Source organism: Aestuariivirga sp., from assembly GCF_046294715.1.
In the GTDB taxonomy this organism is placed as follows: Bacteria; Pseudomonadota; Alphaproteobacteria; order Rhizobiales; family Aestuariivirgaceae; genus Aestuariivirga.
Window position 1 is genome coordinate 1 of record NZ_JBKBKI010000044.1, and the last position, 23,233, is coordinate 23,233.

21 protein-coding genes are annotated in these 23,233 nt (G+C 66.5%); 9 read left to right on the forward strand and 12 right to left on the reverse strand.

From position 1 onward, the window contains the following. The coding region (locus tag ACK4HL_RS18915) for a tetratricopeptide repeat protein (RefSeq protein WP_409763849.1) at window positions 1–508 on the forward strand (508 nt) is incomplete at its 5' end. 7 nt (window positions 509–515) lie between these two features. On the opposite strand, the gene ACK4HL_RS18920 is transcribed toward ACK4HL_RS18915, so the two are convergent. The 6 genes from ACK4HL_RS18920 to ACK4HL_RS18945 form a co-directional block, all read right to left on the reverse strand. After that, window positions 516–1,583 (reverse strand): ABC transporter ATP-binding protein, encoded by a 1,068-nt coding sequence (locus ACK4HL_RS18920; protein WP_409763852.1) that lies wholly within the window; start codon window positions 1,581–1,583, stop codon window positions 516–518. Between the two features lie 23 nt (window positions 1,584–1,606). Further along, window positions 1,607–2,788 (reverse strand): carbohydrate ABC transporter permease, encoded by a 1,182-nt coding sequence (locus ACK4HL_RS18925; RefSeq protein WP_409763855.1) that lies wholly within the window; start codon window positions 2,786–2,788, stop codon window positions 1,607–1,609. Then, window positions 2,785–3,936 (reverse strand): carbohydrate ABC transporter permease, encoded by a 1,152-nt coding sequence (locus ACK4HL_RS18930; protein ID WP_409763858.1) that lies wholly within the window; start codon window positions 3,934–3,936, stop codon window positions 2,785–2,787. Before ACK4HL_RS18930 ends, ACK4HL_RS18925 begins: the two co-directional genes overlap by 4 nt. A gap of 8 nt (window positions 3,937–3,944) precedes the next feature. Beyond that, window positions 3,945–5,420 (reverse strand): ABC transporter substrate-binding protein, encoded by a 1,476-nt coding sequence (locus ACK4HL_RS18935; RefSeq protein ID WP_409763861.1) that lies wholly within the window; start codon window positions 5,418–5,420, stop codon window positions 3,945–3,947. A 165-nt stretch (window positions 5,421–5,585) separates the two neighbouring features. After that, complete coding sequence (locus tag ACK4HL_RS18940; protein ID WP_409763864.1) at window positions 5,586–6,626, reverse strand: LacI family DNA-binding transcriptional regulator; 1,041 nt, start codon at window positions 6,624–6,626, stop codon at window positions 5,586–5,588. A gap of 79 nt (window positions 6,627–6,705) precedes the next feature. After that, window positions 6,706–7,581: a phytanoyl-CoA dioxygenase family protein gene (locus tag ACK4HL_RS18945; protein WP_409763867.1), complete on the reverse strand. Its 876-nt coding sequence runs from the start codon at window positions 7,579–7,581 to the stop codon at window positions 6,706–6,708. Window positions 7,582–7,739: 158 nt separating this feature from the next. Here ACK4HL_RS18945 and ACK4HL_RS18950 point away from each other — a divergent pair, with 158 nt between their 5' ends. Next, the gene (locus tag ACK4HL_RS18950) at window positions 7,740–9,347 is read left to right on the forward strand and encodes a GMC family oxidoreductase (RefSeq protein WP_409763870.1); all 1,608 of its coding nucleotides are present in this window, start codon (window positions 7,740–7,742) and stop codon (window positions 9,345–9,347) included. 21 nt (window positions 9,348–9,368) lie between these two features. On the opposite strand, the gene ACK4HL_RS18955 is transcribed toward ACK4HL_RS18950, so the two are convergent. Continuing rightward, the gene (locus ACK4HL_RS18955; protein WP_409763907.1) at window positions 9,369–10,994 is read right to left on the reverse strand and encodes an acyl-CoA synthetase; all 1,626 of its coding nucleotides are present in this window, start codon (window positions 10,992–10,994) and stop codon (window positions 9,369–9,371) included. A gap of 165 nt (window positions 10,995–11,159) precedes the next feature. On the opposite strand from ACK4HL_RS18955, the gene ACK4HL_RS18960 reads away from it, so the two are divergent. Beyond that, complete coding sequence (locus tag ACK4HL_RS18960) at window positions 11,160–13,061, forward strand: propionyl-CoA synthetase (RefSeq protein ID WP_409763873.1); 1,902 nt, start codon at window positions 11,160–11,162, stop codon at window positions 13,059–13,061. 48 nt (window positions 13,062–13,109) lie between these two features. On the opposite strand, the gene ACK4HL_RS18965 is transcribed toward ACK4HL_RS18960, so the two are convergent. Continuing rightward, the gene (locus ACK4HL_RS18965; protein ID WP_409763876.1) at window positions 13,110–13,913 is read right to left on the reverse strand and encodes a DUF2189 domain-containing protein; all 804 of its coding nucleotides are present in this window, start codon (window positions 13,911–13,913) and stop codon (window positions 13,110–13,112) included. A 136-nt stretch (window positions 13,914–14,049) separates the two neighbouring features. On the opposite strand from ACK4HL_RS18965, the gene ACK4HL_RS18970 reads away from it, so the two are divergent. Beyond that, the gene (locus ACK4HL_RS18970) at window positions 14,050–15,195 is read left to right on the forward strand and encodes an MFS transporter (protein WP_409763879.1); all 1,146 of its coding nucleotides are present in this window, start codon (window positions 14,050–14,052) and stop codon (window positions 15,193–15,195) included. A 30-nt stretch (window positions 15,196–15,225) separates the two neighbouring features. Further along, window positions 15,226–15,999 carry an SDR family NAD(P)-dependent oxidoreductase gene (locus ACK4HL_RS18975; RefSeq protein ID WP_409763882.1) on the forward strand — a complete coding sequence of 258 codons (774 nt, stop codon included), beginning with the start codon at window positions 15,226–15,228 and terminating at the stop codon, window positions 15,997–15,999. A gap of 6 nt (window positions 16,000–16,005) precedes the next feature. Here ACK4HL_RS18975 and ACK4HL_RS18980 read toward each other — a convergent pair whose 3' ends face one another. From ACK4HL_RS18980 to ACK4HL_RS18995, 4 genes are all read right to left on the reverse strand, one after another. Then, window positions 16,006–18,015 carry an FAD-dependent oxidoreductase gene (locus ACK4HL_RS18980; protein ID WP_409763886.1) on the reverse strand — a complete coding sequence of 670 codons (2,010 nt, stop codon included), beginning with the start codon at window positions 18,013–18,015 and terminating at the stop codon, window positions 16,006–16,008. Window positions 18,016–18,071: 56 nt separating this feature from the next. Then, on the reverse strand, window positions 18,072–18,671 hold the full coding sequence (locus tag ACK4HL_RS18985; RefSeq protein WP_409763889.1) for a short chain dehydrogenase: 600 nt from the start codon (window positions 18,669–18,671) through the stop codon (window positions 18,072–18,074). A 4-nt stretch (window positions 18,672–18,675) separates the two neighbouring features. Beyond that, a complete protein-coding gene (locus ACK4HL_RS18990; protein ID WP_409763892.1) occupies window positions 18,676–19,422 on the reverse strand; it encodes a DUF1013 domain-containing protein in 747 nt (248 codons plus the stop codon). A gap of 121 nt (window positions 19,423–19,543) precedes the next feature. Further along, window positions 19,544–20,518: an NAD(P)H-quinone oxidoreductase gene (locus ACK4HL_RS18995; protein WP_409763911.1), complete on the reverse strand. Its 975-nt coding sequence runs from the start codon at window positions 20,516–20,518 to the stop codon at window positions 19,544–19,546. 95 nt (window positions 20,519–20,613) lie between these two features. Here ACK4HL_RS18995 and ACK4HL_RS19000 point away from each other — a divergent pair, with 95 nt between their 5' ends. The 4 genes from ACK4HL_RS19000 to ACK4HL_RS19015 form a co-directional block, all read left to right on the forward strand. After that, window positions 20,614–20,799: a DUF1192 domain-containing protein gene (locus ACK4HL_RS19000; protein WP_409763895.1), complete on the forward strand. Its 186-nt coding sequence runs from the start codon at window positions 20,614–20,616 to the stop codon at window positions 20,797–20,799. A 320-nt stretch (window positions 20,800–21,119) separates the two neighbouring features. Continuing rightward, entirely contained in the window at window positions 21,120–21,641 is a 522-nt protein-coding gene (locus tag ACK4HL_RS19005) for a DUF1465 family protein (RefSeq protein WP_409763898.1), read from the forward strand. Between the two features lie 81 nt (window positions 21,642–21,722). Continuing rightward, entirely contained in the window at window positions 21,723–22,598 is an 876-nt protein-coding gene (locus ACK4HL_RS19010) for a lytic transglycosylase domain-containing protein (RefSeq protein ID WP_409763901.1), read from the forward strand. A gap of 82 nt (window positions 22,599–22,680) precedes the next feature. Then, a partial coding sequence (locus ACK4HL_RS19015; RefSeq protein WP_409763904.1) for an amidohydrolase family protein occupies window positions 22,681–23,233 on the forward strand: 553 nt, incomplete at its 3' end.

A 23,233-nucleotide genomic window follows, 5' to 3' on the forward strand; every position in this document is an offset into this window, starting at 1 on the left:
CCTCCTCTCCGCCGGGGGCTTCGGCAATCCGCCGGAATACGTGCTCGCCGCCGAATGGTTCGCCAAGGCGGCGGCCCAGGGCCATGTTGCAGCCGAATACAATCTCGGTGTGCTCCACCTCGAAGGCAAGGGCGTGCCGAAGAACGCGATCGAGGCAGCCCGCCTCATCGGCGCCGCCGCCGGCAAGGGCGATGTCGACGCGATGCTGGACTACGGGGTGCTGGTGTTCCGCGGCGAGGGCGTGCAGCGGGACGAGAAGATCGGCGCGCAATGGCTCCTCGTTTCGGCCAGGCGCGGCAACGTCATCGCCCAGAACCGCGTGGCGAGGCTCTTCGCCTTCGGCAAGGGCGTTCCGGCCGACGGCGTCGAGGCGCTCAAGTGGAACATCCTCGCCACCCGCGGCGGCCGCGGCGACGCCGAACTCGAGTCCCTGCTCTCGAAACTCTCCGACGCGGAAAAGAAGGAGGCCCAGGCCCGGGCCGACGCCTTCGTGCCGGTGGCGAAATAAGGCGGCTTCACCTCACGCGCGCGCCGGTGGCGGCATCGAAGACGAAAAGGCGGTCCTTGCTGAAGGTGATGCCGATCGTCTCGCCGGTCGTGCCGGAAAAGTCCTTCGGGGCCTTGACGGTGAGCATGTCCTGCCCCGCCTTGAGAGTGACGAGCGTATGGTCGCCGATGAGCTCGACGGCATAGATCCCGCCGCCGAGATGGCCCTTGCCCGCGGAAACGACGGTGCAATCCTCCGGCCGGGCGCCCAGTATGGCTTTCTCGATGCGCCCGGAGACCGGAACTTCAACATCGCCGCCACGGGTGACGAAGCGCGAACCCTCGAGCCCGCCGTGCACCACGTTCATCGGCGGAGAGCCGATGAACTGCGCCACGAAGAGGTTGGCGGGGTCGTTGTAGATCCTGGCCGGCGTGTCGAGCTGCTGCAACACGCCCCGTTCGAGAATGGCCACGCGGTGCGCCAGCGTCATCGCCTCGATCTGGTCGTGGGTCACGTAGATCGTGGTGGTCCCGAGGGTGGATTGCATGTGCTTCAGCTCGGCGCGCATGTGGCCGCGCAGCTTGGCGTCGAGATTGGAGAGCGGCTCGTCCATGAGGAAGACGGAGGGCCTGCGCACCATGGCGCGGGCGAGCGCCACGCGCTGGCGCTGGCCGCCGGAGAGCTGGCGGGGGTAGCGGTCGAGCAGCTGGTCGATCTGAACCTGCGCCGCCGCGTCGCGGATCGCCGCCTCCTGCTGGTCCTTCGGCACCTTGCGGACCTTCAGGGGAAAGCCGATGTTCTCCGCCACCGTCTTGTGAGGGTACAGCGCATAGGACTGGAACACCATCGACACGTCGCGATACTTCGGCAGGACGTCCGTCACCTCGCGTTCGCCGATGAGGATGCGGCCGGAGCTCGCCGTCTCGAGGCCGGCGAGGATTCGCAGTGCCGTCGTCTTGCCGGAGCCGGAGGCGCCGAGCAGGACGAGGAATTCGCCCGGCTGCACCTGGAGCGACAGCTCCTCCAGGACGCGCACCGGCCCGAAGGACTTCGCGATCTTGTCGAATGTGACGGGAACGCCCGCTGTGGAAGCCATCGCCCGAACCCTGCCCCTGCCCCTTATCCCTTGACCGCCCCGAGCAGCACGCCCCTGGCGATGAACCGCTGCAGGATGATGGCCATGATGATCACGGGAATGATCATGACCACGATGATGGCGCACATCTCCCACCATAGGATGCCCTTCTCGCCCGCGTTCTTGGCCGCCACCATGATCGGCATGGTCTGCGCCTTGGCGGTGGAAAGGAAGACGGCGAAGAGATATTCGTTCCAGTTGAGAATGAGGGTCAGCAGTGTCGTTGCCGCGAGGCCCGGCCGCGTGAGCGGCAGCACGATCTCCCAGAAGATTCCGAAGCGGCTCGATCCGTCGAGCTGGGCCGACTCCTCGAGCTCGATCGGCAGGCTGGCGAAGAAATCGTGCATCAGCCAGACCACGATCGGCAGGTTCGCCACCGCATAGACGATGATCAGGGCGAGGTGCGTGTCGAGGAGCCCCACCGCCTGGAACATCATGTAGATCGGGATGATGACCACGATCGGCGGCAGGATGCGCTGCGAAATGATCCAGAACAGGATGTCGCCATTGCCGAGCGTCGCGGTGAAGCGCCTGCCGAAGGCCCGGGCAAGGAGAAAGAACATGGCCAGCGCCACGGCGGAGGATAAGTACCACGCGATGCCGGCATAGCTCGTCGCCGCGATCATCACCAGTGTCAGCAGAACGAACATCAGCACGTTGCCGAACTTGGGCCTGTACTGGATGCGCGCCAGCGCATAGGCCGCCATGCTGCCGATCGCCACGCAGAGCACGGTCGAGGCCACGCCGATCACCAGCGAGTTGGTGAAGGCGAGATAGACCTTGCAGATCTGGGGCTCCATGGGGCTCAGGGCCACGACGGGCGAAGCGATGAAGGCAAAGCTGTTGTAGGCGAGCAGCAGGAACTGGCGCCCGATGGAGTAGAAATCGCAGTTTGCATCCGACAGATGAACGCGCCAGGCGTCGAGCGTGGGCTGAAAGTCCACGAAGGGAATGTAGAACGGGCCCTGGTTCACCGCCGCCGCGTCCTTGAATGCGGTGATCACCACCCAGTAGATGGGGAAGATGACGAAGACCGACCAGAAGGACAGGAGCCCATAGGCCACAACCTTGGCGGCCGGCGACATCCTGCCGATGGCGGGAGGCTCGAAGAGCCGCTCCATCAGGTTCCGGCCGGATCTCTCGTATTTGAGCGGCGAGGTGCTCATTTGGCCTTCCTCAACTGGCCCAGCACCACATAGTTGAAGAAGGAGGCGCAGACGACGACGGTGAGGATGAGCAACAGGTAGGCCACCGCAGCCGACGCGCCCATGTCGTTCGCCCGCCACAGGAAATAGGAGTGGAGCGTCATCGATTCGGTGGCGATGCCGGGGCCGCCCGAGGTCATGATGTTGGGAAGGTCGACGATCTTGAAGGCCTCGATCATGCGGATCAGGATCACCGTGACGGCGACCGGCACGATCTGCGGCCAGGTGATCTCGCGGAAGATCTGCACGCTCGAGGCGCCGTCGACCTGCGCGGCCTCGACCTGGTCACGCGAGACATTCTCGAGGGCCGCAAGCATGACGATGAAGATGAAGGGAATCCACTGCCAGGAATCGCCCAGGATCACGAACCACCGCGCTGCCCAGGCATGAGCCGACCAGGCCCAGTCCTGAAGCCCGATCGAATCCCACAGGGGCTGCAGGGGGCCCTTGGTGATGTCGAGCACCATCTTGAAGGCATAGCCCACGCCGAGCGGCGTGATCATCAGGGGTATGAAGAAGAGGACGCGGAAGAAATTCTTCCCCGAGATGGGCTGCGAGCAGAGGAAGGCGAGCCCCGTTCCGATCACGAACTGGATGGTGCAGCCGACGATCACGTAGAACAGCGTCGTCAGCATCGTGCCCCAGGGGTTGCCGGAGAGCAGTGTCGCCGCCAGAATCCAGGCGAGGAAGATGAACATCGCCGCCGAGATGAGGCGGCCCACCATGAAGATCCAGTGCGAACGCCGCAGCCATGAACGGTGGAGCCACCACAGGGCGAGACCCGTCGCGGCAAGCGCGAAGGTCCAGCCGAGGATGCTCATCTCCGTGAGCCTGCCGAGGAAATGCGCCTGATCGTTGCCGGAGAACTGGGCGAGGAAGTTATCGAACCAGACGAAGCGGAACTGCAGGCCCGAGGCCCTGAAGCGCACACGACTCAGGGCGAAGACGATCGAATAGAAGGTGGGGAAGATCGCGAAGATGAGGATCAGGACGACGGCGGGCGCGATGAAGAAGGTGCGCGAGTGGCGGTCCACCCATTCGCTCCAGCCGCCCGCCCTGGACAGGCCAGCCGGGGAGTTCCCCGGCTGGTATGTCGCGGTGGCAGTCATCGAGAGAGTTAGAGGCCGAGCGCCAGGGCCTGGGCCTTGATCTGCTCGTCGCGGCCGAAGTCTTCCGTGATCTTCTCCCAGCCCTCTTCGATGTTCGCAAGGGCTTCCTCGACGGTGATTTCACCGGCGAGGTAGCGGGCGAGCTCGGTGTCGAGCACGACGCCCGTGTACTGCTGCGCGCCGGGGATCTTCATGTCGGAGGCCATGTTGGGATTGTTCAGCGCGCCGTTGATCGCGCCAAGATAGTTCTCGGCGAGTTCCTTCGGCATTCCGGCCTTCACCCACAGGTCCGTGCTGGAGAGCTGCGACAGGCGGTAGGGATTGTAGCCGGTGGAGCCGATCGTGACGTCCACGTTGGATTGCGCCGCCTGGTTCATGTGGGACAGGAAGGCATAGGCCGCAGCCTTCTTCTTCTCGTCCGCCTTGGCGTTGATGGCGCCGGCCCAGCCGCCGAATGCAGCGAAGGGAGCGTAGTTGATGCCGTCAACCGAGTGGGGCGCGTTTTCCTTGGTCACCGGCACGAGCTTGCCGGTGGCACGGTCGAGGACTTCCTTGGAGCCGACGGCGGATACCGCGTAGATGAGGCCCTTCACCTTCTCGGCATCGGCATCGAGCTGCAGCGTGCCCGGATCGCCCCACTCGATCAGCAGGCCGCAGCGGCCGGCCTTGAACACCGCGCGCGTGTCGCCGATGTCCATGTTGAGCTCTTCCGGCGGACCGTACTTGCCGGTCTCCTTGTAGAGCTCGAAGGCCTTCTTCCAGGCCTCGTTGTTGATGATGGGCTTCATCGTCGCGTTGTCGAAGTGGAAGCCCTGCGCGGTGCCCTGCGTCTGCACGAACGAGGACGCGATGGTCTGGATGGCGAAATAGGACTGGGCGTTGCGCTTCTTGAAGATGCAGGAGCCGTAATCCGCCTCGCCGTCGCCGTTCATGTCCTGGCCGTGGATCTTGGACGCGATGTCCACATAGTCCTGCCAGCTCTTCGGCGGCTGCAGGCCGGCCTTCTCGAGCACGTCCTTGCGGTAATAGACCATCTGGAAGTCGCCATCGACCATCAGCATCTTGGTCTTGCCGCCGATCTTCTGACCGAAATCGCGGAAATAGGGCGCGATATCGTTCATGTCGATCTTGTCGTCCTTGGCGATATAGGGGTCCATGTCCTCGAGGAGCCCCGAGGCATCGAGCTCGACGCCCCAACCGGCGGCGAACACGCCGACGTCGATCGAGTTGGTGCCGGTCGTCCAGTCGTTCTGGATCTTGGGGAAGATCTCGGCGAAGGGCACTTCGTTGACGACGATCTTGGCGCCCGTCATCTTCTCGAAGTCGAGGCCGCGCTCCTTCAGCGGGCCGGCGATGACCGGGCCGGGCCGCGTCAGGATGTTGACGGTAACCCCGTCGAACTCGCCCGCGCTTGCCGTGGTCGCGGCGCTGACGAGTGCAATGGCGGAAACAACGGCCATCGTGGCCGTCTTGAACAGGCTCATTGGTATCCTCCCGTTTGAACAACTTGCTGTGTTCAATTCGCACCGGACTGAGGCCGGGTTGACGTTCAATGTAACCGAGTTTCGGCACCTTGCAAAGCGTAATGCTCGGGTTTGCGCTGCCAAGAAATTGTGCAGCGCTGCGGGCGGGCGGCGCGCGAGGAAGGCTTAGGAGGCGGCCGCTCGCCGGCCACGGCGCTTCGGCGCCGGAGGCGCGGCACAGGACCTGCGCACCAGGAGCTGCGGCGCGAAGAGCTGGTGGGAAGGCGCGCCCGCCTCACCCTCGAGGCGAGCGGAAAGTGCGCGGAAGGCAGCGCCCGCCATCGCGGCGATGGGCTGCTGAACGACGGTCAAGGTGGGCTGGAACGCCGCGGCCCACGGAAAGTCGTCGACGCTGCAGACGGAAACGTCTCGCGGCACGCGCAGCCCAAGCTCGCCAAGCGCCCGCATGACGCCGATGAGCATGAGGTTGTTGGCGACGAAGAGTGCCGTCGGCGGCGGATCGAGCCCCATCAGCATCCTGCCTGCGGCATACCCGTCATCGAGCCGGAAATTGCCGCTCTCGACGAGTGCGGGAACGAAGGACAAGCCCTGCTGCCGGAGCGTCGCCCGGTAACCCTTGAGGCGCTCCCGTGCCACGTGCTGATGTGGCAGGCCGCCCACCATGGCAATGCGCCGGTGGCCAAGTTCGAGGAGATGCGAAACGGCGAGTGCCGCGGCCCTGCGGTTGTCGAGCGCGATCGAATCGATGCCGAGCGCGGGAAAGGCATTGTCGATCGCGACGAGCTTCATGCGCCCCGACGCCCATTCGCCCGAACGGTAGTCCGCGGCGGCGCCTGCCGGGCCCAGGATCGTGCCCGCCGCCTGGTGGGAGCGCATCAGCCGCAGCAGTTCGCTCTCGCGCGCCACGTCATGCCCGCTGATCCCGAGCAGGACCGAATAGCCGCTCTGCCGCGCCTCGGTCTCGATGCGGTCCACGAGTTCGGTGAAGAACGGGTTGGTGACGTCGGACACGATGAGACCGATCAGCGAGGACCTGCCCTGGCGCAATCCTCGCGCCACGGAGTTTCGCTCGTAGCCGAGCGCCTCCACCGCCTGCTTCACCCGCGCGCGAAGCTCGGGGCTGACCGGGGCAGAGCCCGAAAGCGCCGCCGACACCGTGTAGATGCTGACGCCGGCGGCCCGCGCCACGTCCTTCATCCTCGCCATTGAACGCCACCCCTGAAGGCCAGGGCCGGCCCCGCTCTATGGCGCGGCCGGGAGTGCCTTGCGCTGCCTCGCCGGGCGGTCAGTTCCACCAGCCCTTATGGTCCTTCTTCGGCTGGCGCAGGATGCCGTCGCCGGGCTTTGGCGGCTCGATCTCGAGCAGGTAGCGCTTTACCGGGCTCATGCGATTGTAGAGTTCCGGCGTGAGATAGTCGAGCTGGGTGAGCTGCTGGGGAAGGTCGCGTCTCGTGTAGGTGAGATGCAGCATGCGCCGTGGCCTGTCGGACTTCTTGAGCGTGCCGCTGTGCCACATGGAGGAGTTGCAGATGATCGCGGACCCTGCCGGCGCCTCCACCAGCACTTCCCCCGGATAGGGCGCGGAGAGGTCCGCCGGCACGCGCGCCGCATCCTCCTCCGACAGCGGTTCCGGCTCCCAGTCCCCGATGTTGACATAGGGCACGTTGATCGGCGCCCACCACTGCGAGCCCGGGACGATGCGCGTGGGACCGTTGTCGAGCGTCATGTCGTCGAACATGATCATCGCGTTGACCACCCACCAGTCGTCCGCGAATTTCTTGGGCACGTCCACATGCAGGTCCTGCTGGCCGTAGCCCTTCACGGGATCGCGCACGTTCGCGCCGTGCACCTTTATCTCGCCCAGCGCATGCGCCGAAACGGCCAGGATTTCCGGAATCCACAGGCATTTGTCGAAGGCGTCCGTCTTGTTGAAGATGTTGGAGAGGCGGCGCGCGCCAGGTTCCACATGCACCTCATGGCCGCCCTGGTCCTTCTCCGCCGCATGGAGGCGCTCGAAGGCCTCGCGCATCCGAGCGCATTCTTCGGGGGAGAGCACGTTCTCCACGATGATGAAGCCCTGCTCGTCGAAATTCCTGAGCTGTTCGGCGCTCAGCGTGCCGGGGGTGACGCCCAGTTCGCGAAGGGCCTGTTTCGTATACATCGTGTTCCTCCCACATGGCGGTGCCGGGCACCATTGCTAGCTAATCGTTTAGGAGACCGCAAGCGGCGGACGATGCCGGAAAACGCTCTTCCGGCGATTTGCGGGTTTGCTATGCTCGCGGGGGGAGTTCCTTCGGCAGCGGGAGGCGGCGGCGCGTCATGGCGGGTTACGATTTCATCATCACGGGAGGCGGCTCGGCCGGGTGCGTTCTCGCCGCACGCCTCAGCGAGGACCCGGACACGCGCGTGCTGCTCATCGAAGCTGGAGGAAGCGACAAGGGGCTGCTGTTCCAGATTCCCGCCGGTTTCGCCAGGATGACGAAGGGCGTGGCAAGCTGGGGCTGGTCCACCGTGCCACAGAGGCACATGAATGGCCGCGTGCTGTGGTACACCCAGGCCAGGGTTCTGGGCGGCGGCTCCGCCATCAACGCCCAAATCTACACGCGAGGCAACGCTGACGATTACGATGCCTGGGAGCGCGACCACGGCTGCCACGGATGGAACTTCCGGAGCCTCCTTCCCTATTTCCGGCGCGCCGAGGGCAACCAGCGCTTCGTCAACGAGTTCCACGGCAGCGAAGGCCCCCTGGGCGTATCGATGCCGATCGCGGCGCTTCCCGTTGCCGATGCCTTCATCAAGGCCGCCCAGCAATATGGCATTCCCTATAATCCCGATTTCAACGGCGCCCGGCAGGAAGGTGCGGGCTTCTACCAGCTGACCCAGCGGGACGGCCGCCGCTCGTCGGCCGCAACCGCCTATCTGGGGCCCGTTGCCGGCCGCAAGAACCTCGAGGTTCGCATGGGAGTCCAGGTGACGCGCATCATCATCGAGCGCGCGCGCGCCGTCGGCGTCGAGATCGTCACGGCGGGAGGGCGCGAGACGATTCGCGCCGAACGCGAAGTGATCGTCACCTCGGGCGCCATAGGCTCGCCCAAGCTGCTGCTGCAGTCCGGTATCGGCCCCGCCGACGAACTGAAGTCGGTCGGGGTCGCGCCCGTGCACGATCTGCCAGGCGTGGGCAAGAACCTGCATGACCATCTCGACCTCTTCACCATCGCTGAATGTTCGGGCCCCCACAGTTACGATGCCTATGCAAAGCCCCACATGGCGCTGTGGGCGGGCATTCAGTACCTCATGTTCAGGCGCGGCCCTGCCGCCTCGAGCCTGTTCGAGACCGGCGCCTTCTGGTACTCCGACGACACGGCGAAGCTTCCCGACATCCAGTTCCATTTCGGCCTCGGCTCCGGCATCGAGGCGGGGGTCGCCAAGATGCCCAACGGCGGGGTGACGCTGAACGCCGCGTACATGCGGCCCAAGTCACGCGGAAGCGTAATGCTGCGCAGCCCCGATCCAGCCGATGCGCCGCTGATCGATCCCAACTACTGGCAGGAACCGGAAGATCTGAGCCGCGGCATCAAGGGCATGCGCATCGCGCGCGACATTCTGCGCCAGCCGGCGCTGGCGCCCTTCCTTGCGGGCGAACGCATCCCCGGCCCCACGCTCAACACCGACCGGGAACTGTTCGGGCACCTCGCCGAAAACGCCAAGACGCAGCACCACCCCGTGGGAACCTGCAAGATGGGAACGGACGCCATGGCCGTTGTCGCGCCGGACCTGAAGGTGCATGGGCTCGATGGGCTCCGCGTCTGCGATTCCTCGATCATGCCGCAGATCAACTCGTCCAACACCAACGCGCCCACGATCATGATCGGTGAGCGCGCCGCCGACATCATACGCGGCAACCGGGCACCGCCTGCCGCGCCCTGAGCGCCCGGCGATCGGCGCGCCTCACACGCCCTTCGCCATGTCCCTCAGCTTGAATTTCTGGATCTTGCCGGTCGAGGTCTTGGGGAGTTCCGTGAACACCACGTGCCGTGGCGCCTTGTAATGGGCGAGGCCGTTGCGGCACCAGACGATGATCTCCTCCGGCGTGGCGCTCTTGCCGGGCTTCAGTTCCACGAAGGCGCAGGGCGTTTCGCCCCACTTCTCGTCGGGCTTGGCGACGACGGCCGCCGCCTGCACCGCCGGGTGCTTGTAGAGGACGTCCTCGACCTCGATCGAGGAGATGTTCTCGCCGCCGGAGATGATGATGTCCTTGGAACGGTCCTTCAGCTGGATGTAGCCGTCGGGATGCAGCACGCCCAGGTCGCCCGAATGGAACCAGCCGCCGCGGAAGGCTTCCGCCGACGCCTTCGGGTTCTTGAGATAGCCCCTCATCACGATGTTGCCGCGGAACATGACCTCGCCCATCGTCTCGCCGTCTGCGGGCACGCGCTGCATGGTCTCGGGGTCCATCACGGTCAGGTCCTCGAGCGCATGGTAGCGCACCCCCTGGCGCGCCTTCTTCGCCGCGCGCTGGGGTCCGTCGAGCAGGTCCCAGTCGTCTTTCCAGTCGTTCACCACGGCGGGGCCGTAGGTTTCAGTGAGGCCATAAAGGTGCGTGACGTTGAAGCCGGCATCCGCCATGGCGGCGAGCACCGCCTCCGGCGGGGGTGCCGCGGCGGTGAAGAACTCGACCTTCTGCGAGAGCGCGCGCTTTTCCTCCGCCGGCGCATTGAGGATCGTCGACATGACGATGGGCGCCCCGCAGAGATGGGTGACCTTGTGCGCGTCGAGCGCCTCCCAGATCAGCTTCGAGCGCACCCAGCGGAGCGTCACGTGGGTGCCGCCGACGACGGAGAGCGACCACGGAAAGCACCAGCCGTTGCAGTGGAACATCGGCAGCGTCCAGAGATAGACCGGGTGCTTCGGCATCGAGGCGGTGAGCACGTTGCCCTGGGCCAGCAGATAGGCGCCGCGGTGGTGGTAGACCACGCCCTTGGGGTTTCCGGTGGTGCCGGAGGTGTAGTTGAGCGAGATCGCCTCCCACTCGTCGGCCGGCCACAGCCAGTCGAAGGAGGCCTCGCCGCTCGCCACGAACTGCTCGTAGTCGATCGAGCCCACCCTCTCGCCTTCCACCGCATATTCGGGATCGACGTAATCTATGACGATCGGGTGCGGGGCCTCCATCAGCACCAGCGCATCGCGCGCCAGCTTCGAGAACTCCTTGTCGACGATGAGGATCTTCGCCTCGGCGTGGCGGAGGGAAAAGGCGATGGTGGCGGGATCGAGCCTCGTGTTCAGCGTGTTGAGCACCGCCCCGGTCATCGGCACGCCGTAATGGCACTCGAGCATGGCCGGCGTGTTGGCGAGCAGCACCGAGACCGTGTCGCCCTTCCTCAGCCCGGCCTTGGCGAGCGAGGAGGCGAGCTGCCGGCAGCGCGCATAGAACTGCGCATAGCTCACGCGCTGGCCCCCGTGGATGATGGCCGCCTGCTCGGGATAGACGGCGGCCGAGCGGGCGAGGAAGGAGAGCGGCGTCAGCGGCTGGTAATTGGCGGCGTTCTTGTCGAGGTCGGTCTCATAGGCGGACATCAAGGCACCCTTGGCGATTTCCCGAATGTTGTAGCCCACTCCATCCCGCCGTCAAAGCGAAGCCGACTTTAGGCGAACCCTTGAAGGACGCGACGAATTGCTGACTCGATTCTGGGGCACCCCACGCCGATAAAGGCGCCCGAGACTGCCGGAGGGAGGCCTGCCATGAGCCGATATCACGAGACCTATGAGCGCTGGAAACGGGACCCCGAGGGATTCTGGGCGGAGGCCGCCGGAGCGCTCGACTGGGTGAGCCCCTGGCAGGAGGTCTATGCCCGGGTGGACGGGCTCGACCGCTGGTTCGTGGGTGCCGAGTGCAACACCTGCTGGAACGCGGTGGACCGCCACGTGAAGGCGGGCCATGGCGAGAGGCTCGCCGTGATCTATGACAGCCCGATCACCGGCAGGAAGGCGAAGTACAGCTACAACCAGCTGCTGGAGGAAGTCTCGACCTTGGCCGCGGCCCTCGAGGACCTCGGCATCCGCCGGGGCGACCGCGTCATCATCTACATGCCGATGATCCCGCAGGCGCTCTTCGCGATGCTGGCCTGCGCCAGGCTGGGCGCCATCCACTCCGTGGTGTTCGGCGGCTTCGCGCCCCCCGAACTCGCGACCCGCATCAACGACGCCAAGCCACGGGCGATCCTCACCGCCTCCTGCGGGATCGAGCCGGGCCGCGTCATCGCCTACAAGCCGCTGCTCGACCAGGCGCTCGACATCGCCGCCCACAAGGTGGAAGCCTGCGTGATCTTCCAGCGCGAGCAGGCGCCGGCAGACCTGAAGCCCGGCCGCGACCATGACTGGGAGGACATCTGCAGCGTGGCGCGAAGCTTCGGCCGCAAGGCGGACTGCGCGGCGGTCAAGGCGACCGACCCGCTCTACATCCTCTACACCTCCGGCACGACCGGCCAGCCCAAGGGTGTGGTGCGCGACAATGGCGGGCACATGGTGGCCCTCAGATGGTCGATGGAGAACGTCTACGACATCAGGCCCGGCGAAGTGTACTGGGCGGCCTCCGACGTGGGCTGGGTGGTGGGCCACTCCTACATCGTCTATGCGCCGCTGCTCCAGGGCGCCACCACCATCGTGTTCGAGGGAAAGCCCGTGGGAACGCCGGACCCCGGCACCTTCTGGCGGATCGTCTCGGAATATGGCGTCTCCGCGCTGTTCACCGCCCCCACCGCCTTCCGCGCCATCAAGAAGGAGGACCCGGACGGGAACTTCATCCGCAAATACGATCTCTCTTCGCTCCGCACCCTGTTCCTTGCCGGCGAGCGCGCCGACCCGGACACCGTGAAATGGGCCGAGGACATGCTGAAGATTCCCGTCGTCGATCATTGGTGGCAGACGGAAACCGGCTGGGCCATCGCGGCGAACCCGGTGGGGCTCGGCATGCTGCCGGTGAAGCACGGTTCGCCCTCGGTGCCGATGCCGGGCTATGACGTGCAGGTGCTGGACGAAGGCGGCCACGAGGTGCCGCGCGGCAAGCTCGGCGCCATCTGCGTGAAGCTGCCGCTGCCGCCCTCCTGCCTGCCCACGCTGTGGAACAACGACGAGCGTTTCCACAAGAGCTACCTCTCGCACTTCCCGGGCTATTACGAGACGGCGGACGCCGGCTACATGGACGAGGACGGCTACCTCTACATCATGGCCCGCACCGACGATATCATCAACGTCGCCGGCCACCGGCTGTCGACGGGCGGCATGGAGGAGGTCCTCGCCGGTCACCCGAACGTGGCCGAGACGGCGGTGATCGGCATCGCCGACCAGCTGAAGGGCCAGGTGCCGGTGGGCTTCGTGGTGCTGAAATCCGGCGTGGACCGGCCGTCCGCCGACATCGAGAAGGAATGCGTGGCGCGGATCCGCGAAAAGATCGGCGCGGTGGCGGCGCTGAAGACGGTGGTCGTCGTGCCGCGCCTGCCCAAGACCCGCTCCGGCAAGATCCTGCGCGCCACGATGCGCAAGATCGCCGACCGCGAGGAGTTCAAGACGCCGGCCACCATCGACGACCCGGCGATCCTCGATGAAATCCGCGGCGCGCTGGCGGCGAAGGGAATCGGGGCTTGACCGCGCGGTGATTTTCCTGTATTAGGAAAAAATACCGAAAACGTCCGCCTAGGCCGCCTCCGGCGCCACCACCTTCCGGTAGAGGTGCCAGGTGGCGTGGCCGAGCACCGGCAGCACCACGAGAAGCCCGAGGAAGGCCGGAAGCAGCGCCGCGAAGGTGAGCGCCACGATGACGATGCCCCAGCCGATCATCGGGGCGAGGTTCTGGAACACCGCCTTGAAGCTCATGATGATCGCCGTGATGAGGTCGATCTCGCGCTCGAGCAGCAGCGGGATCGCCACCACCGTGGTGCAGAACAGCACGAAGGAGATGAATGCGCCGACGCCGGTGCCGACGATGAGGAAGCCGATGCCTTCGGGCGTCGTCGTCACCACATTGAGAAAGGCGCCGATCGAGGAGAAGGACTTGAAGCCGAGAAAGATCGCCAGCAGCATCCGCACCTCGTAGAGCCACATCCAGAAGATGAAGAGCACGACGAAGGCCATCCAGCCCACCTGGCGCTTGCGCTGGGCGAGGATGACGGTGAGGATTTCGCCCCAGTGGAGCGGTTCGCCCGCCGCGAGGCGGCGGCTCGTCTCGTAGAGGCCGACCGCCACGAACGGCCCGATCAGCGGAAAGCCCACGGCGATGGGGATGATCCACCACGGCTCGTGATAGACGTTGAGCAGCAGCAGGATGGCAATGCCGCCCGCGGCATAGATGCCGCCGAAGAACAGGCCGACGAGCGGCGCCTTCACGAAATCGCTCCAGCCCTGGGCGAGTGCGGCCCGGACGTCGGCAAAGGAGATCGTGTTGATCTTCACGGGTTGCGGGCGGGGGGCAACGGCGACGGACTCTTCGCTGGCGGTCATGGGTTCCCTCGGGTGTCTTTCTCGTTGTCAGCACCCCGCCGTTCCCCAACCTCGGAGCGCATTCCGGGGAGAATGCCGTGTGGCGGCCCGCCACGCAATCCGCTAGGAATGCAGCGCAACAACGAAGCGACTTGACATGACAGTGCCTTCTCCCTCCCAGGCCCGCTGGGCCGTGGGCGCCACCTTTCTGCTGCACGGCATACTGGTGGGCGCCTGGGTGCCCCACATTCCGCTCGCCAAGGAAAGGCTGGAGGTCGGCCCCGGCGTGTTCGGCCTCGCACTCCTCGCCTTCGCCGGGGGTGCGGTCTGCGCCATGCCGGTGGCGGGCGTCCTCATCAACCGCTTCGGCAGCCGCTCGATGACCGCGGCGGCGGGGCTTCTCTTCTGTCTCACCTTCTTCGGGCCGATCCTCGCCCCGACCCTGCCCCTCTTCATCCTTGCAGGCTTCCTCATGGGCATGGCGATCGGCAGCATGGACGTGGCGATGAACGCCCATGGCATCGCGGTGGAGAAGGCGCTGAAGCGGCCCACCATGTCCATGCTGCACGGCTGCTTCAGCATCGGCGGCATGCTCGGCACCTTCCTCGGCGCGGCACTGCTCGAGGCGCTGGGGGAGGCGCAGCAGGCGGTGATCGTCTCCGGGCTCTGCATCGCCATCCAGCTCGGCGCGGCGCGCCACTTCCTCGGCGCCTACGTGGACAAGGGCCTGTCGGGCTCGCATTTCGCCTGGCCGACGCGCGCCACGATCGGGCTCGGCCTCCTCTGCTTCCTGGCGCTGATGATCGAGGGCTCGATCCTCGACTGGGCGGCGATCATGATGCGCGAGAAGTTCCTGCTCGATGCCGGATTCGCCGCGCTGGGCTTCGGCTTCTACCAGGGCGGCATGGCGCTGACCCGCTTCACCGGAGACTGGATCAGGCTCAAGGTGGGCGCGGTGCGCATGGTGGCGGCGAGCGCGCTGCTCACCGCCTGCGGCACGGCGCTGGCGCTGCTGGCGCCGACGCCGGAACTCGCCATCGCGGCCTTCGTCTTCGCCGGGCTGGGCCTCGGCAACATCGCGCCGGTGCTGTTCGCGGGCGGCGGCAGGCTCGAGCCCGACGCGCCGGGCCGCGGCATCGCTGCGGTGACGACGCTCGGCTACACCGGGTTCCTGTGCGGCCCGCCGCTGATCGGCTTCGTGGCCGAGGCGAGCGACGTGGCCACGGCCCTCTTCCTGACGGTGGCCGCGGCGCTGATCATCTTCGCCTTCGCGCGCTCGGTGCAGCCGGCGGACAGCTACTGAAACCCATCCACCCCAAGCGAGGAGCACATCATGAGACTGAAGGACCGCATCGCCATCGTCACGGGAGCCGCCCGCGGCATCGGCCTCGCCATCGCCACGCGCTTCGTGGAGGAAGGGGCGAGCGTGGTGATCTCCGACGTCATGGACGCGGAGGGCGGGGCGGCCGCCCGGGCGATCGGTGCGATCTACATGCGTTGCGACGTCTCCCGCGCGGCCGACGTCGCGGCACTGGTCTCCGCCGTGGTGGAGCGGCATGGTGCGGTGGACATTCTCGTCAACAATGCCGGGATCGCCATGGGCGGCGATTTCCTCGATGTTTCGGAAGCCGATTTCGACCGGGTGATCGGCATCAACCTCAAGGGCTCCTTCCTGATGCTGCAGGCCTGCGCGCGCCACATGGTGAAGCAGGCGGAGGCCGGGCGGAAGCCCGGCGCCATCGTCAACATGTCCTCCGTCAACGACACGCTGGCCATTCCCGGCATCGTCACCTACTGCGTGTCGAAGGGCGGCGTCTCGCAGCTGACGCGCGCCACCTCGATCGCGCTGGCGCCGCACGGCATCCGCGTCAACGCCATCGGGCCGGGCTCGATCAACACCGACATGATGAAGGGAGTGCTGGCCGACAGGGCGGCGCTGAACCGCGCCCTCTCCCGCACGCCGCTGGGCCGCGTGGGCGAGCCCTCGGAAGTGGCCTCCATCGCGGCCTTCCTCGCCTCCGACGATGCGAGCTACGTGACGGGCGAGACGATCTACGTGGACGGTGGCCGCATGCCGCTGAACTATACCGTGCCGGTGAAGGAATAGTCCCGGCTAGGCGAGCGCCCGCTCGCGCCTCTCGGCCACGGGCTCCTCGCCGAACTCGCGCGCCAGCCTGTGGCCGGCGTGCACGGCGTGAGCGATGAGGCCGGGCGCCCGGGCATCGCCGATGAGGCTCAGCGAGGAAAGCCCCCTGCCCTTCAGCGCATGATAAAGCCCGTCATCGCCCTCGCGCGAGGTGACGGGGATGAAGCTTTCCGCCGCGATCTCCTGCTCGCGGCCGGAATAGGCGCAGCGCAGCACGGCGGCGCCGGGCCTCAGCCCCGCCACCAGCGTGTTGACGATCACCGCGACGCCGAGCTCCAGAAGCCGCGCATGGGCGCGCGGCTGTTCAGCCGTGAGGACCGACCATTCCGCCACCTTGCCTTCGCTGGTCACATAGGCGACGGGAATGCCACGCCGCGCAAGGAGCTCGGCCAGCGATGCTGCGACGTAATAGTGATCGTCGTCGAAGATCACCGCGGGGCCCCTGACATCCGCTCCCGCCACCACCTCCTCCGGCGAGAACGTGCGCGGATCGGCATAGGAGGCAATGGCGGAGCGGAAGCTGCGGCCCCGCCCGTCCTTGCGCCACCGGCTGCCGGTGGCGATGACGGCATGCGGCATGCCGAGGTCGAGAACCTCCTCCGCGCTCATGCGGCTTTCGCGGAAGATCTCGACGTTCGCGAGCTTGGAGATCTGGTGCAGCCGCCAATCACGCACGCGGCCCCACTCGGAGAGGCCGGGAAGCTTGGTTTCCCATTGCAGGCGGCCGCCGGGCGACAGGCCGGCATCGGCGATCTTCACCTCGTGGCCGCGCCTGGCCAGCATGAGCCCCGCCTCGAGGCCCGCAGGACCTGCGCCGACCACGAGCACCTGCTCGCGCGACTTTGCGGGTGCGATCTTCTCCGGGTGCCAGCCGCGCCGCCACTCCTCGCCCATGGTGGGATTCTGCGTGCAGCGGATGGCAGCAGCCCTGGAATTGTGCGCATAGCAGATGTTGCAGCCGATGCATTCGCGGATGTCGTCCTCACGGCCCTCGGCGATCTTCGCCGGCAGGAAGGGATCGGCGATCGAGGGACGCGCCGCGCCGATGAAGTCGAGTATGCCGCGCTTCACCTGGGAAAGCATTGTCTCGGGGCTGGTGAAGCGGCCGACGCTGACCACCGGCTTTCCCGTGAGCTTCCTCACATGCGCGATGCGAGGCTCGAGCGAGGCCTCCTTGACGAAGCGCGAGCCGCCCATCTCCTGGTAATAATCCGCGATGGTCACGTCGAAGAGATCGACGAGGGGTGTGAGCGCGGCGAGAAGCTCCCCTCGCTCATCGAAGCCGCCGCCGTCCTCGTTGTCGACCTCGATGCGGATGGCGATGGCGCAGCTGTGACCGACGGCATCGCGCGTATCGCCCAGCACCTCGCGCAGAAGGCGCGCGCGGTTCATCAGGCTTCCGCCATATCCGTCCGTACGCGAATTGATCTCGCGGTCGAGGAACTGCCCGAGGATATAGGTGTGGGCGGCATAGACATAGACGATGTCCATGCCGGCCTGGCGGGCCCGCAGCGCCGCCGCCCTGTGCCAGGCGCGGAACTGGCGGATGTCGTCGAGATCCATGCGCGCGCACTGCCAGGGCGCCTCCATGGCAGGAAGGCTCGACGGTGCGAGCGACACCTCGCGCGAAAGATGGTTCGCCACCCGCATGCCGCCATACCAGAGTTCGGTTCCGGCGAGCGCGCCGTGGGCGTGGACGGCCTCCGCCATGGCGGCCATGTTCCTGACGTCGCCTTCGTCCCACAGGCTGGCGAAGGGATGGGGCACATCGTCAGAGGACGGATGAATCGAGCAGTATTCGGTGTTGACGACCCCCCAGCCCCCTTCCGCCTTGATGCCGCGCATGGAAGCGAGCGTCGCCGGAAGCTGGTAGCCCATGCCGCTGCAATGCGGCACCTGGTAGAAGCGGTTGGGCGCCGTGACGGGACCGATCCTGACGGGCTCGAAGAGAATGTCGAAACGCGGGTCGCGCGGCATGAAGGAACCTCTCCCTTTCGGGGGAGAGGCTATCAGCATCGGGCGCGCGGCGGCAATCAGCCGATTGCGAAGACCTGCCCCGTGAGGGCGCCATCGACGCTCTTGGCATAGCCGAGCCCCACGCGGGCCGAGGAGACGGGTTCGTGGCCGGGGAAGAAGCCGTCGTACTTCGCGGCGGACTCCTCGAGCAGGCCGGGGCTTACCGCATTGATCCGGATGCCGCGCGGCATCTCGAGCGCCGCCGCTCTGACGAAGGCGCCGATGGCACCGTTGACGGCGGCGGCGTTGGCGCCCTGGCGCACCGGATCGCGGTCGAGCACGCCGCTCGTCAGCGTGAAGGAGCCGCCGTCATTGACATGCGGCAGGCCGAGCAGCACGAGGTTGATCTGGCCCATCAGCTTGTCGTCGAGGCCCTTGCGGAACTGCGCCGGCGCCATGGCGGAGACCGGCCCGAAATGCACGTGTCCTGCGCAGGAGACCACCGCGTCGAGCTTGCCGAGCTTCGCATACATGGCGCGCACGGAGTCTTCGCTCATGAGATCCACCGTGACATCGCCCGCCGAGCGCCCCGCGCTCACGATCTGGTGGCGGCGCGACAGTTCTCCCGCCGCCGCACGACCGACCGCGCCGGCGGCACCGACCACCAGGATGCGCATGGGCTTATTCCCCGCCCTCTTCGCCGCGCTTCAGGGGCTTGAGCTTGGCGAAGACCGAGTCCGGATCATATTGCGGCTCGGCCTCGCGCGGCGCACTCGTCGAGGGCGCGAAGGTTGGCTGTTCCTCCTCCTCGGGGTGAGCCGCGGCATGGGCCGCCGTGCCCTCGACCTCGGAGGCCGGGATGAGGGTGCGCACGGGAGCGGCCTCGCTTGCCGGGCGGCCCGCCTTGCGCGCCGCCTTCTGGACGGCGAAGTCGAGGTCGAGCTGTGAGCAGATGCCGAGCGAGACGGGATCCACCGGCTTGATGTTGGCGGCATTCCAGTGGGTGCGCTCGCGCACCGAGGCGATCGTCGACTTGGTGGTGCCGACGAGCTTCATGATCGCGGAATCGGGAAGCTCCGGGTGGTAGCGCAGGAGCCAGGCGATGGCGTCCGGCCGGTCGCCGCGGCGCGAGACGGGCGTGTAGCGCGGCCCCTTGGTGGCCTTCTGCACCTGGATGTTCACCTTGGACTCGAGCATCTTCAGGCGGTGCTCGGGGTCTTTCTCCGCCTTCTCGATTTCCTCGCGGGTGAGCTGCCCGCCGGTGACGGGGTCGAGGCCCTTGATGCCCGCGGCCACGTCGCCGTCGGCGATGCCCTTCACCTCGAGTTCGTGCAGATGGCAGAAATCGGCGATCTGGCGGAAGGTGAGCCCGGTGTTCTCGACGAGCCACACGGCGGTGGCCTTGGGCATCAGCGGTGTGCGGGACATGATCTTTCTCTCCTTGAGAACCGGTGTTTCAGGTTCCCTGTCCTTGCGACAGCTTGTTGGGGATGGGGCACATATAAAGGCGGGCGGGTTCCGGCGCAATGCCGATTTTGTGGGGTCCGCCTCAGCCCGCCACCAGCACGATCTTGCCGATGTGCTCGCTCGATTCCATGAGCGCGTGGGCCGCCGCCGCCTCGGCGAGTGGAAAGCTGCGGAAGATGATGGGCTTCAGCTGCTCCGCCCCGAACAGCGGCCAGACATGGCGCTCCAGGGCGCGTGCGATCTCCGCCTTCTCGGAGACGCTGCGCGGCCTCAGCGTGGAGCCCGTGAAGGTGATGCGCTTCAGCATGATGGGCATCCAGTCCGCCTCGATCCGCGAGCCCTTCTGGAAGGCGATCATCACGATGCGCCCGTGCATGGCCGCCACCTTCAGGTTCTTGGCCACGTACTCGCCGCCGACCATGTCGAGGATGACGTCCGGGCGGATGTTCCTCTCCGCCAGCACGGCGGCGAAATCCTGCTCGCGGTAATTGATGGCGAGATCGGCGCCGAGTTCGCGGCAAGCCCGGCACTTCTCCTCCGATCCCGCCGTCACCGCCACGACGGCGCCGAAGGCCTTGCCCAGCATGATCGCCGTGGTGCCGATGCCGCTCGACCCGCCATGGACGAGCAGCGTCTCGCCCTCCTTTAACCGCCCGCGATCGAACACGTTGGTCCACACGGTGAAGAAGGTCTCGGGGATCGCCGCCGCCTCGACGAGCGAGAGGCCGGGCGGCACGGGAAGCGCGTTGTCCTCGTGCACCACGGCGTATTCGGCGTAGCCCCCGCCGGGGACGAGGGCGCAGATCCTTTCACCCGCCTCGTAGCGCTTCACCCCCTCGCCCAGGCCAACCACCTCGCCGGCGATCTCGAGACCGGGGGTTGCGGGTGCGCCGGGTGGCGGCGGATAGGCACCCTGGCGCTGCAACACGTCGGGCCGGTTGACGCCCGCCGCCTTGACCCGCACCAGGAGTTCCCCCGGGCCCGGCGCCGGAACGGCGAGGCGCACCGGTTCGAGGACCTCCGGGCCCCCGGGCCTGGTGATGGCGATGGCTGTCATGTCCTTCATGAACGGTCCCCGAAAGATTCCGGCACAGTGTGGGTTGAAGCCAGGGGCCTCGCAATGACAAAATGGCACAGCACGGGAGGAGCGCCATGAGTTTCGAAGACCTGCCGAAGAAGCCAGCCGGAATCACGATCGGCGAGAACCTCGACTTGCTGTCGGTGTCCGAACTGGAACAGCGCATTCACGACCTCGAAGCCGAGATCGAGCGAATCAGGGCGGCCATTCAATCGAAGCGCGCATCGAAGGACGCGGCCGACGCGTTTTTCCGGAATTGACACAGCCCGGACGACGAAAGTTTCCGTTAACGTCGCCATTTGTTAAGGTTTAGGTAAGGAATTAACGATAATCCTTAACATCGTAATCCTTGACCGGATTGCTCCGAGTGGCTCCTGTCACTCTCTGTTTGACGCCTCCCTGTTTGAAACCTTGAAGCCGCGCCAACCGCGCGGCTTTTTTTTGCCGCAATTGGCACCGGCCTTGCTTCAACAGCTCCAGGGTGGAGAGAAATGCCCGATGTTGACCATACCCGCACAGGGGATCATTATCGGCAGCCTTTCCGCTCAATCCTACCGATGAGCTTCAGGAATCCTTCACCATGACCGTCAAGGCCCCGCCCGTCACCGTCGATTTCCTGTCGCGCTTCACCGCGTCGGAGCAGTTCCAGAAAGTCTTCCAGGAGGGCATGGGCCTCGTGGAGGAGACGGCGAACTACCTCGACGGACCGGGCCGCCAGGAGGCCCGCCTCCTCGACCGCCACGGCGCGGTGGCCTACGCCACCGAGAGCATGCGGCTGACCACCAGGCTCATGCAGCTCGCCTCGTGGCTCCTCCTGCAGAAGGCGATCGGCGCGGGCGAGGTGAGCTCGGATGAGGCGCGCAAGGAGCGGCACCGGATCAGCCTGGCCGAGATCGGCCGCGGCAACGCGCTGATGGGATCCGACCAGTTGCCCCAAGGCCTGCTCGACATCGTGGACCGCTCGCTCTCGCTGCACCAGCGGGTGCAGAAGCTCGACGCCATGATCAACATGCAGGCGAAGTCCAGCGCCACCGCTGCCGAGAGCCCGGTGAGCAGCCAGATCGACCGCATCGCCGCCGTGTTCAACGCGGCGCGGCCTTGATCCGCGCCGGGCGCCACGTTCCTCCATCGAATTGCCGCAACTCTGCGCTATCGGCGCGGGCCCTCCTCGAGTGACGGTCCGATGCTGCGCGCCCTGCTGCTCTTCACCAGTCTGATCGCTGCCGCCCTGTTGCCGGCGATGGCAGGGGCCGAGGAGCCCCCGCCGCTGCCCAAGACAGAGGAGGAGCGCTCCGCCTTCGCCACGCTGGTGTGCGGCGAGATCGAATCGCGCTCCACCGAGCATGCCCTGCCCGAATCCTTCATGGCGCGGCTCATCTGGAAGGAGAGCCTGTTCGACCCCGGCGCGGTGAGCCCCAAGGGCGCCCAGGGCATCGCCCAGTTCATGCCGGGCACGGCCAGGCTGAGGGGCCTCGCCGACCCGTTCGACGCGAAACAGGCGCTCGCCGCCTCCGCCGCCTACCTGGCGGAACTCCGCTCGACCTTCGGCAATCTCGGCCGGGCGGCGGCGGCCTACAACGCCGGGGAAGAGCGGGTGCGCCGCTGGCTGGCAGGCAAGAGCGGGCTTCCCTACGAGACCCAGGACTACGTGCTCTCCATCACCGGCCGCAGCCATGACGAATGGAAGGCCGAGAACGCCAGTTACGAGATCCCCTCGATCGGCAAGGAAGGCTCCTTCCCCGAGCAGTGCCGCAAGCTGGTGATGCGCGAGCTCTCGCCGCAGGCGATCGCCGTGAAGCAGGCCAACTGGAAGCCCTGGGGCGTGGTGCTGGCCGGCGGCTTTTCCGAGGCCCGCGCCTTGCAGGCCTTCCGCGTGATCCGCAACCGGCACGACATTCTCCAGGGCGAGGAGCCTCTCGTGGTGCGCAAGCTCAACCGCAGCATGGGGCGGCGCAAGATGGTGCGGGTGATGGTCGGCCGCGACAGCCGGGCCGAAGCCCAGAAGCTCTGCAAGGCGCTCAGCGCGCGCGGCGGCGTCTGCCTGGTGGCCAGGAACTGACCGTCGGAAATAACTATCTTTATAGTTGCATTCGGTTGCAACCCGCTGCAGCGTGCCCTCCGCAACTTGACCGGAGGCCGCGATGAACCGTCGTGAATTCACCCTGCTCGCCGGAACGGCGCTCCTGCCGCTCCCCGCAATCGCCGCCGATGCCCCCGCCGCGGCGGACACGATCTACCTCGGTGGCGTCATCGTCACCATGAACGACGCCGCGCCCTCTGCCGAAGCGCTCGCGGTGCGAGATGGCGTCATCATCGGCATCGGCAGCCGCGCCGACGTCGAGGGCCTGCACAAGGGAGCGAACACGAGGATCGTCGATCTCGCGGGGCGAACGCTCCTTCCCGCCTTCATCGATGCCCATTCGCATTACATCAACTCACTGACTGTGGCGAACCAGGCCCAAGTCTATGCCCCGCCCTCCGGGCCGGGAAAGGACGTCGACGGCATCCTTGCCGCGATCAAGGCCTTCGCCGAAGCGCGGGCGATCGCCAAGGGCGAGCTGATCATGGCCTATGGCTACGACGACACGGTGATGCCCGGCGGCCGTCTCCTCAACCGCGACGAGCTCGACGCGGCGTTCCCGGACAATCCCGTCCGGGTCGATCACGTGTCCATGCACGGCGCGGTGATGAACA

Excerpts from the sequence above, each read along its gene's own strand:
- ACK4HL_RS18930 (WP_409763858.1), bottom strand. The coding sequence starts at position 3,936 with ATGACTGCCACCGCGACATACCAGCCGGGGAACTCCCCGGCTGGCCTG.
- ACK4HL_RS18975 (WP_409763882.1), top strand. The coding sequence starts at position 15,226 with ATGAGACTGAAGGACCGCATCGCCATCGTCACGGGAGCCGCCCGCGGC.
- ACK4HL_RS18960 (WP_409763873.1), top strand. The coding sequence starts at position 11,160 with ATGAGCCGATATCACGAGACCTATGAGCGCTGGAAACGGGACCCCGAG.
- ACK4HL_RS18955 (WP_409763907.1), bottom strand. The coding sequence starts at position 10,994 with ATGTCCGCCTATGAGACCGACCTCGACAAGAACGCCGCCAATTACCAG.
- ACK4HL_RS19005 (WP_409763898.1), top strand. The coding sequence starts at position 21,120 with ATGACCGTCAAGGCCCCGCCCGTCACCGTCGATTTCCTGTCGCGCTTC.
- ACK4HL_RS18965 (WP_409763876.1), bottom strand. The coding sequence starts at position 13,913 with ATGACCGCCAGCGAAGAGTCCGTCGCCGTTGCCCCCCGCCCGCAACCC.
- ACK4HL_RS18950 (WP_409763870.1), top strand. The coding sequence starts at position 7,740 with ATGGCGGGTTACGATTTCATCATCACGGGAGGCGGCTCGGCCGGGTGC.
- ACK4HL_RS19000 (WP_409763895.1), top strand. The coding sequence starts at position 20,614 with ATGAGTTTCGAAGACCTGCCGAAGAAGCCAGCCGGAATCACGATCGGC.
- ACK4HL_RS18970 (WP_409763879.1), top strand. The coding sequence starts at position 14,050 with ATGACAGTGCCTTCTCCCTCCCAGGCCCGCTGGGCCGTGGGCGCCACC.
- ACK4HL_RS18940 (WP_409763864.1), bottom strand. The coding sequence starts at position 6,626 with ATGGCGAGGATGAAGGACGTGGCGCGGGCCGCCGGCGTCAGCATCTAC.
- ACK4HL_RS18925 (WP_409763855.1), bottom strand. The coding sequence starts at position 2,788 with ATGAGCACCTCGCCGCTCAAATACGAGAGATCCGGCCGGAACCTGATG.
- ACK4HL_RS18990 (WP_409763892.1), bottom strand. The coding sequence starts at position 19,422 with ATGTCCCGCACACCGCTGATGCCCAAGGCCACCGCCGTGTGGCTCGTC.
- ACK4HL_RS18995 (WP_409763911.1), bottom strand. The coding sequence starts at position 20,518 with ATGACAGCCATCGCCATCACCAGGCCCGGGGGCCCGGAGGTCCTCGAA.
- ACK4HL_RS19010 (WP_409763901.1), top strand. The coding sequence starts at position 21,723 with ATGCTGCGCGCCCTGCTGCTCTTCACCAGTCTGATCGCTGCCGCCCTG.
- ACK4HL_RS18985 (WP_409763889.1), bottom strand. The coding sequence starts at position 18,671 with ATGCGCATCCTGGTGGTCGGTGCCGCCGGCGCGGTCGGTCGTGCGGCG.
- ACK4HL_RS18945 (WP_409763867.1), bottom strand. The coding sequence starts at position 7,581 with ATGTATACGAAACAGGCCCTTCGCGAACTGGGCGTCACCCCCGGCACG.
- ACK4HL_RS18980 (WP_409763886.1), bottom strand. The coding sequence starts at position 18,015 with ATGCCGCGCGACCCGCGTTTCGACATTCTCTTCGAGCCCGTCAGGATC.
- ACK4HL_RS18935 (WP_409763861.1), bottom strand. The coding sequence starts at position 5,420 with ATGAGCCTGTTCAAGACGGCCACGATGGCCGTTGTTTCCGCCATTGCA.
- ACK4HL_RS18920 (WP_409763852.1), bottom strand. The coding sequence starts at position 1,583 with ATGGCTTCCACAGCGGGCGTTCCCGTCACATTCGACAAGATCGCGAAG.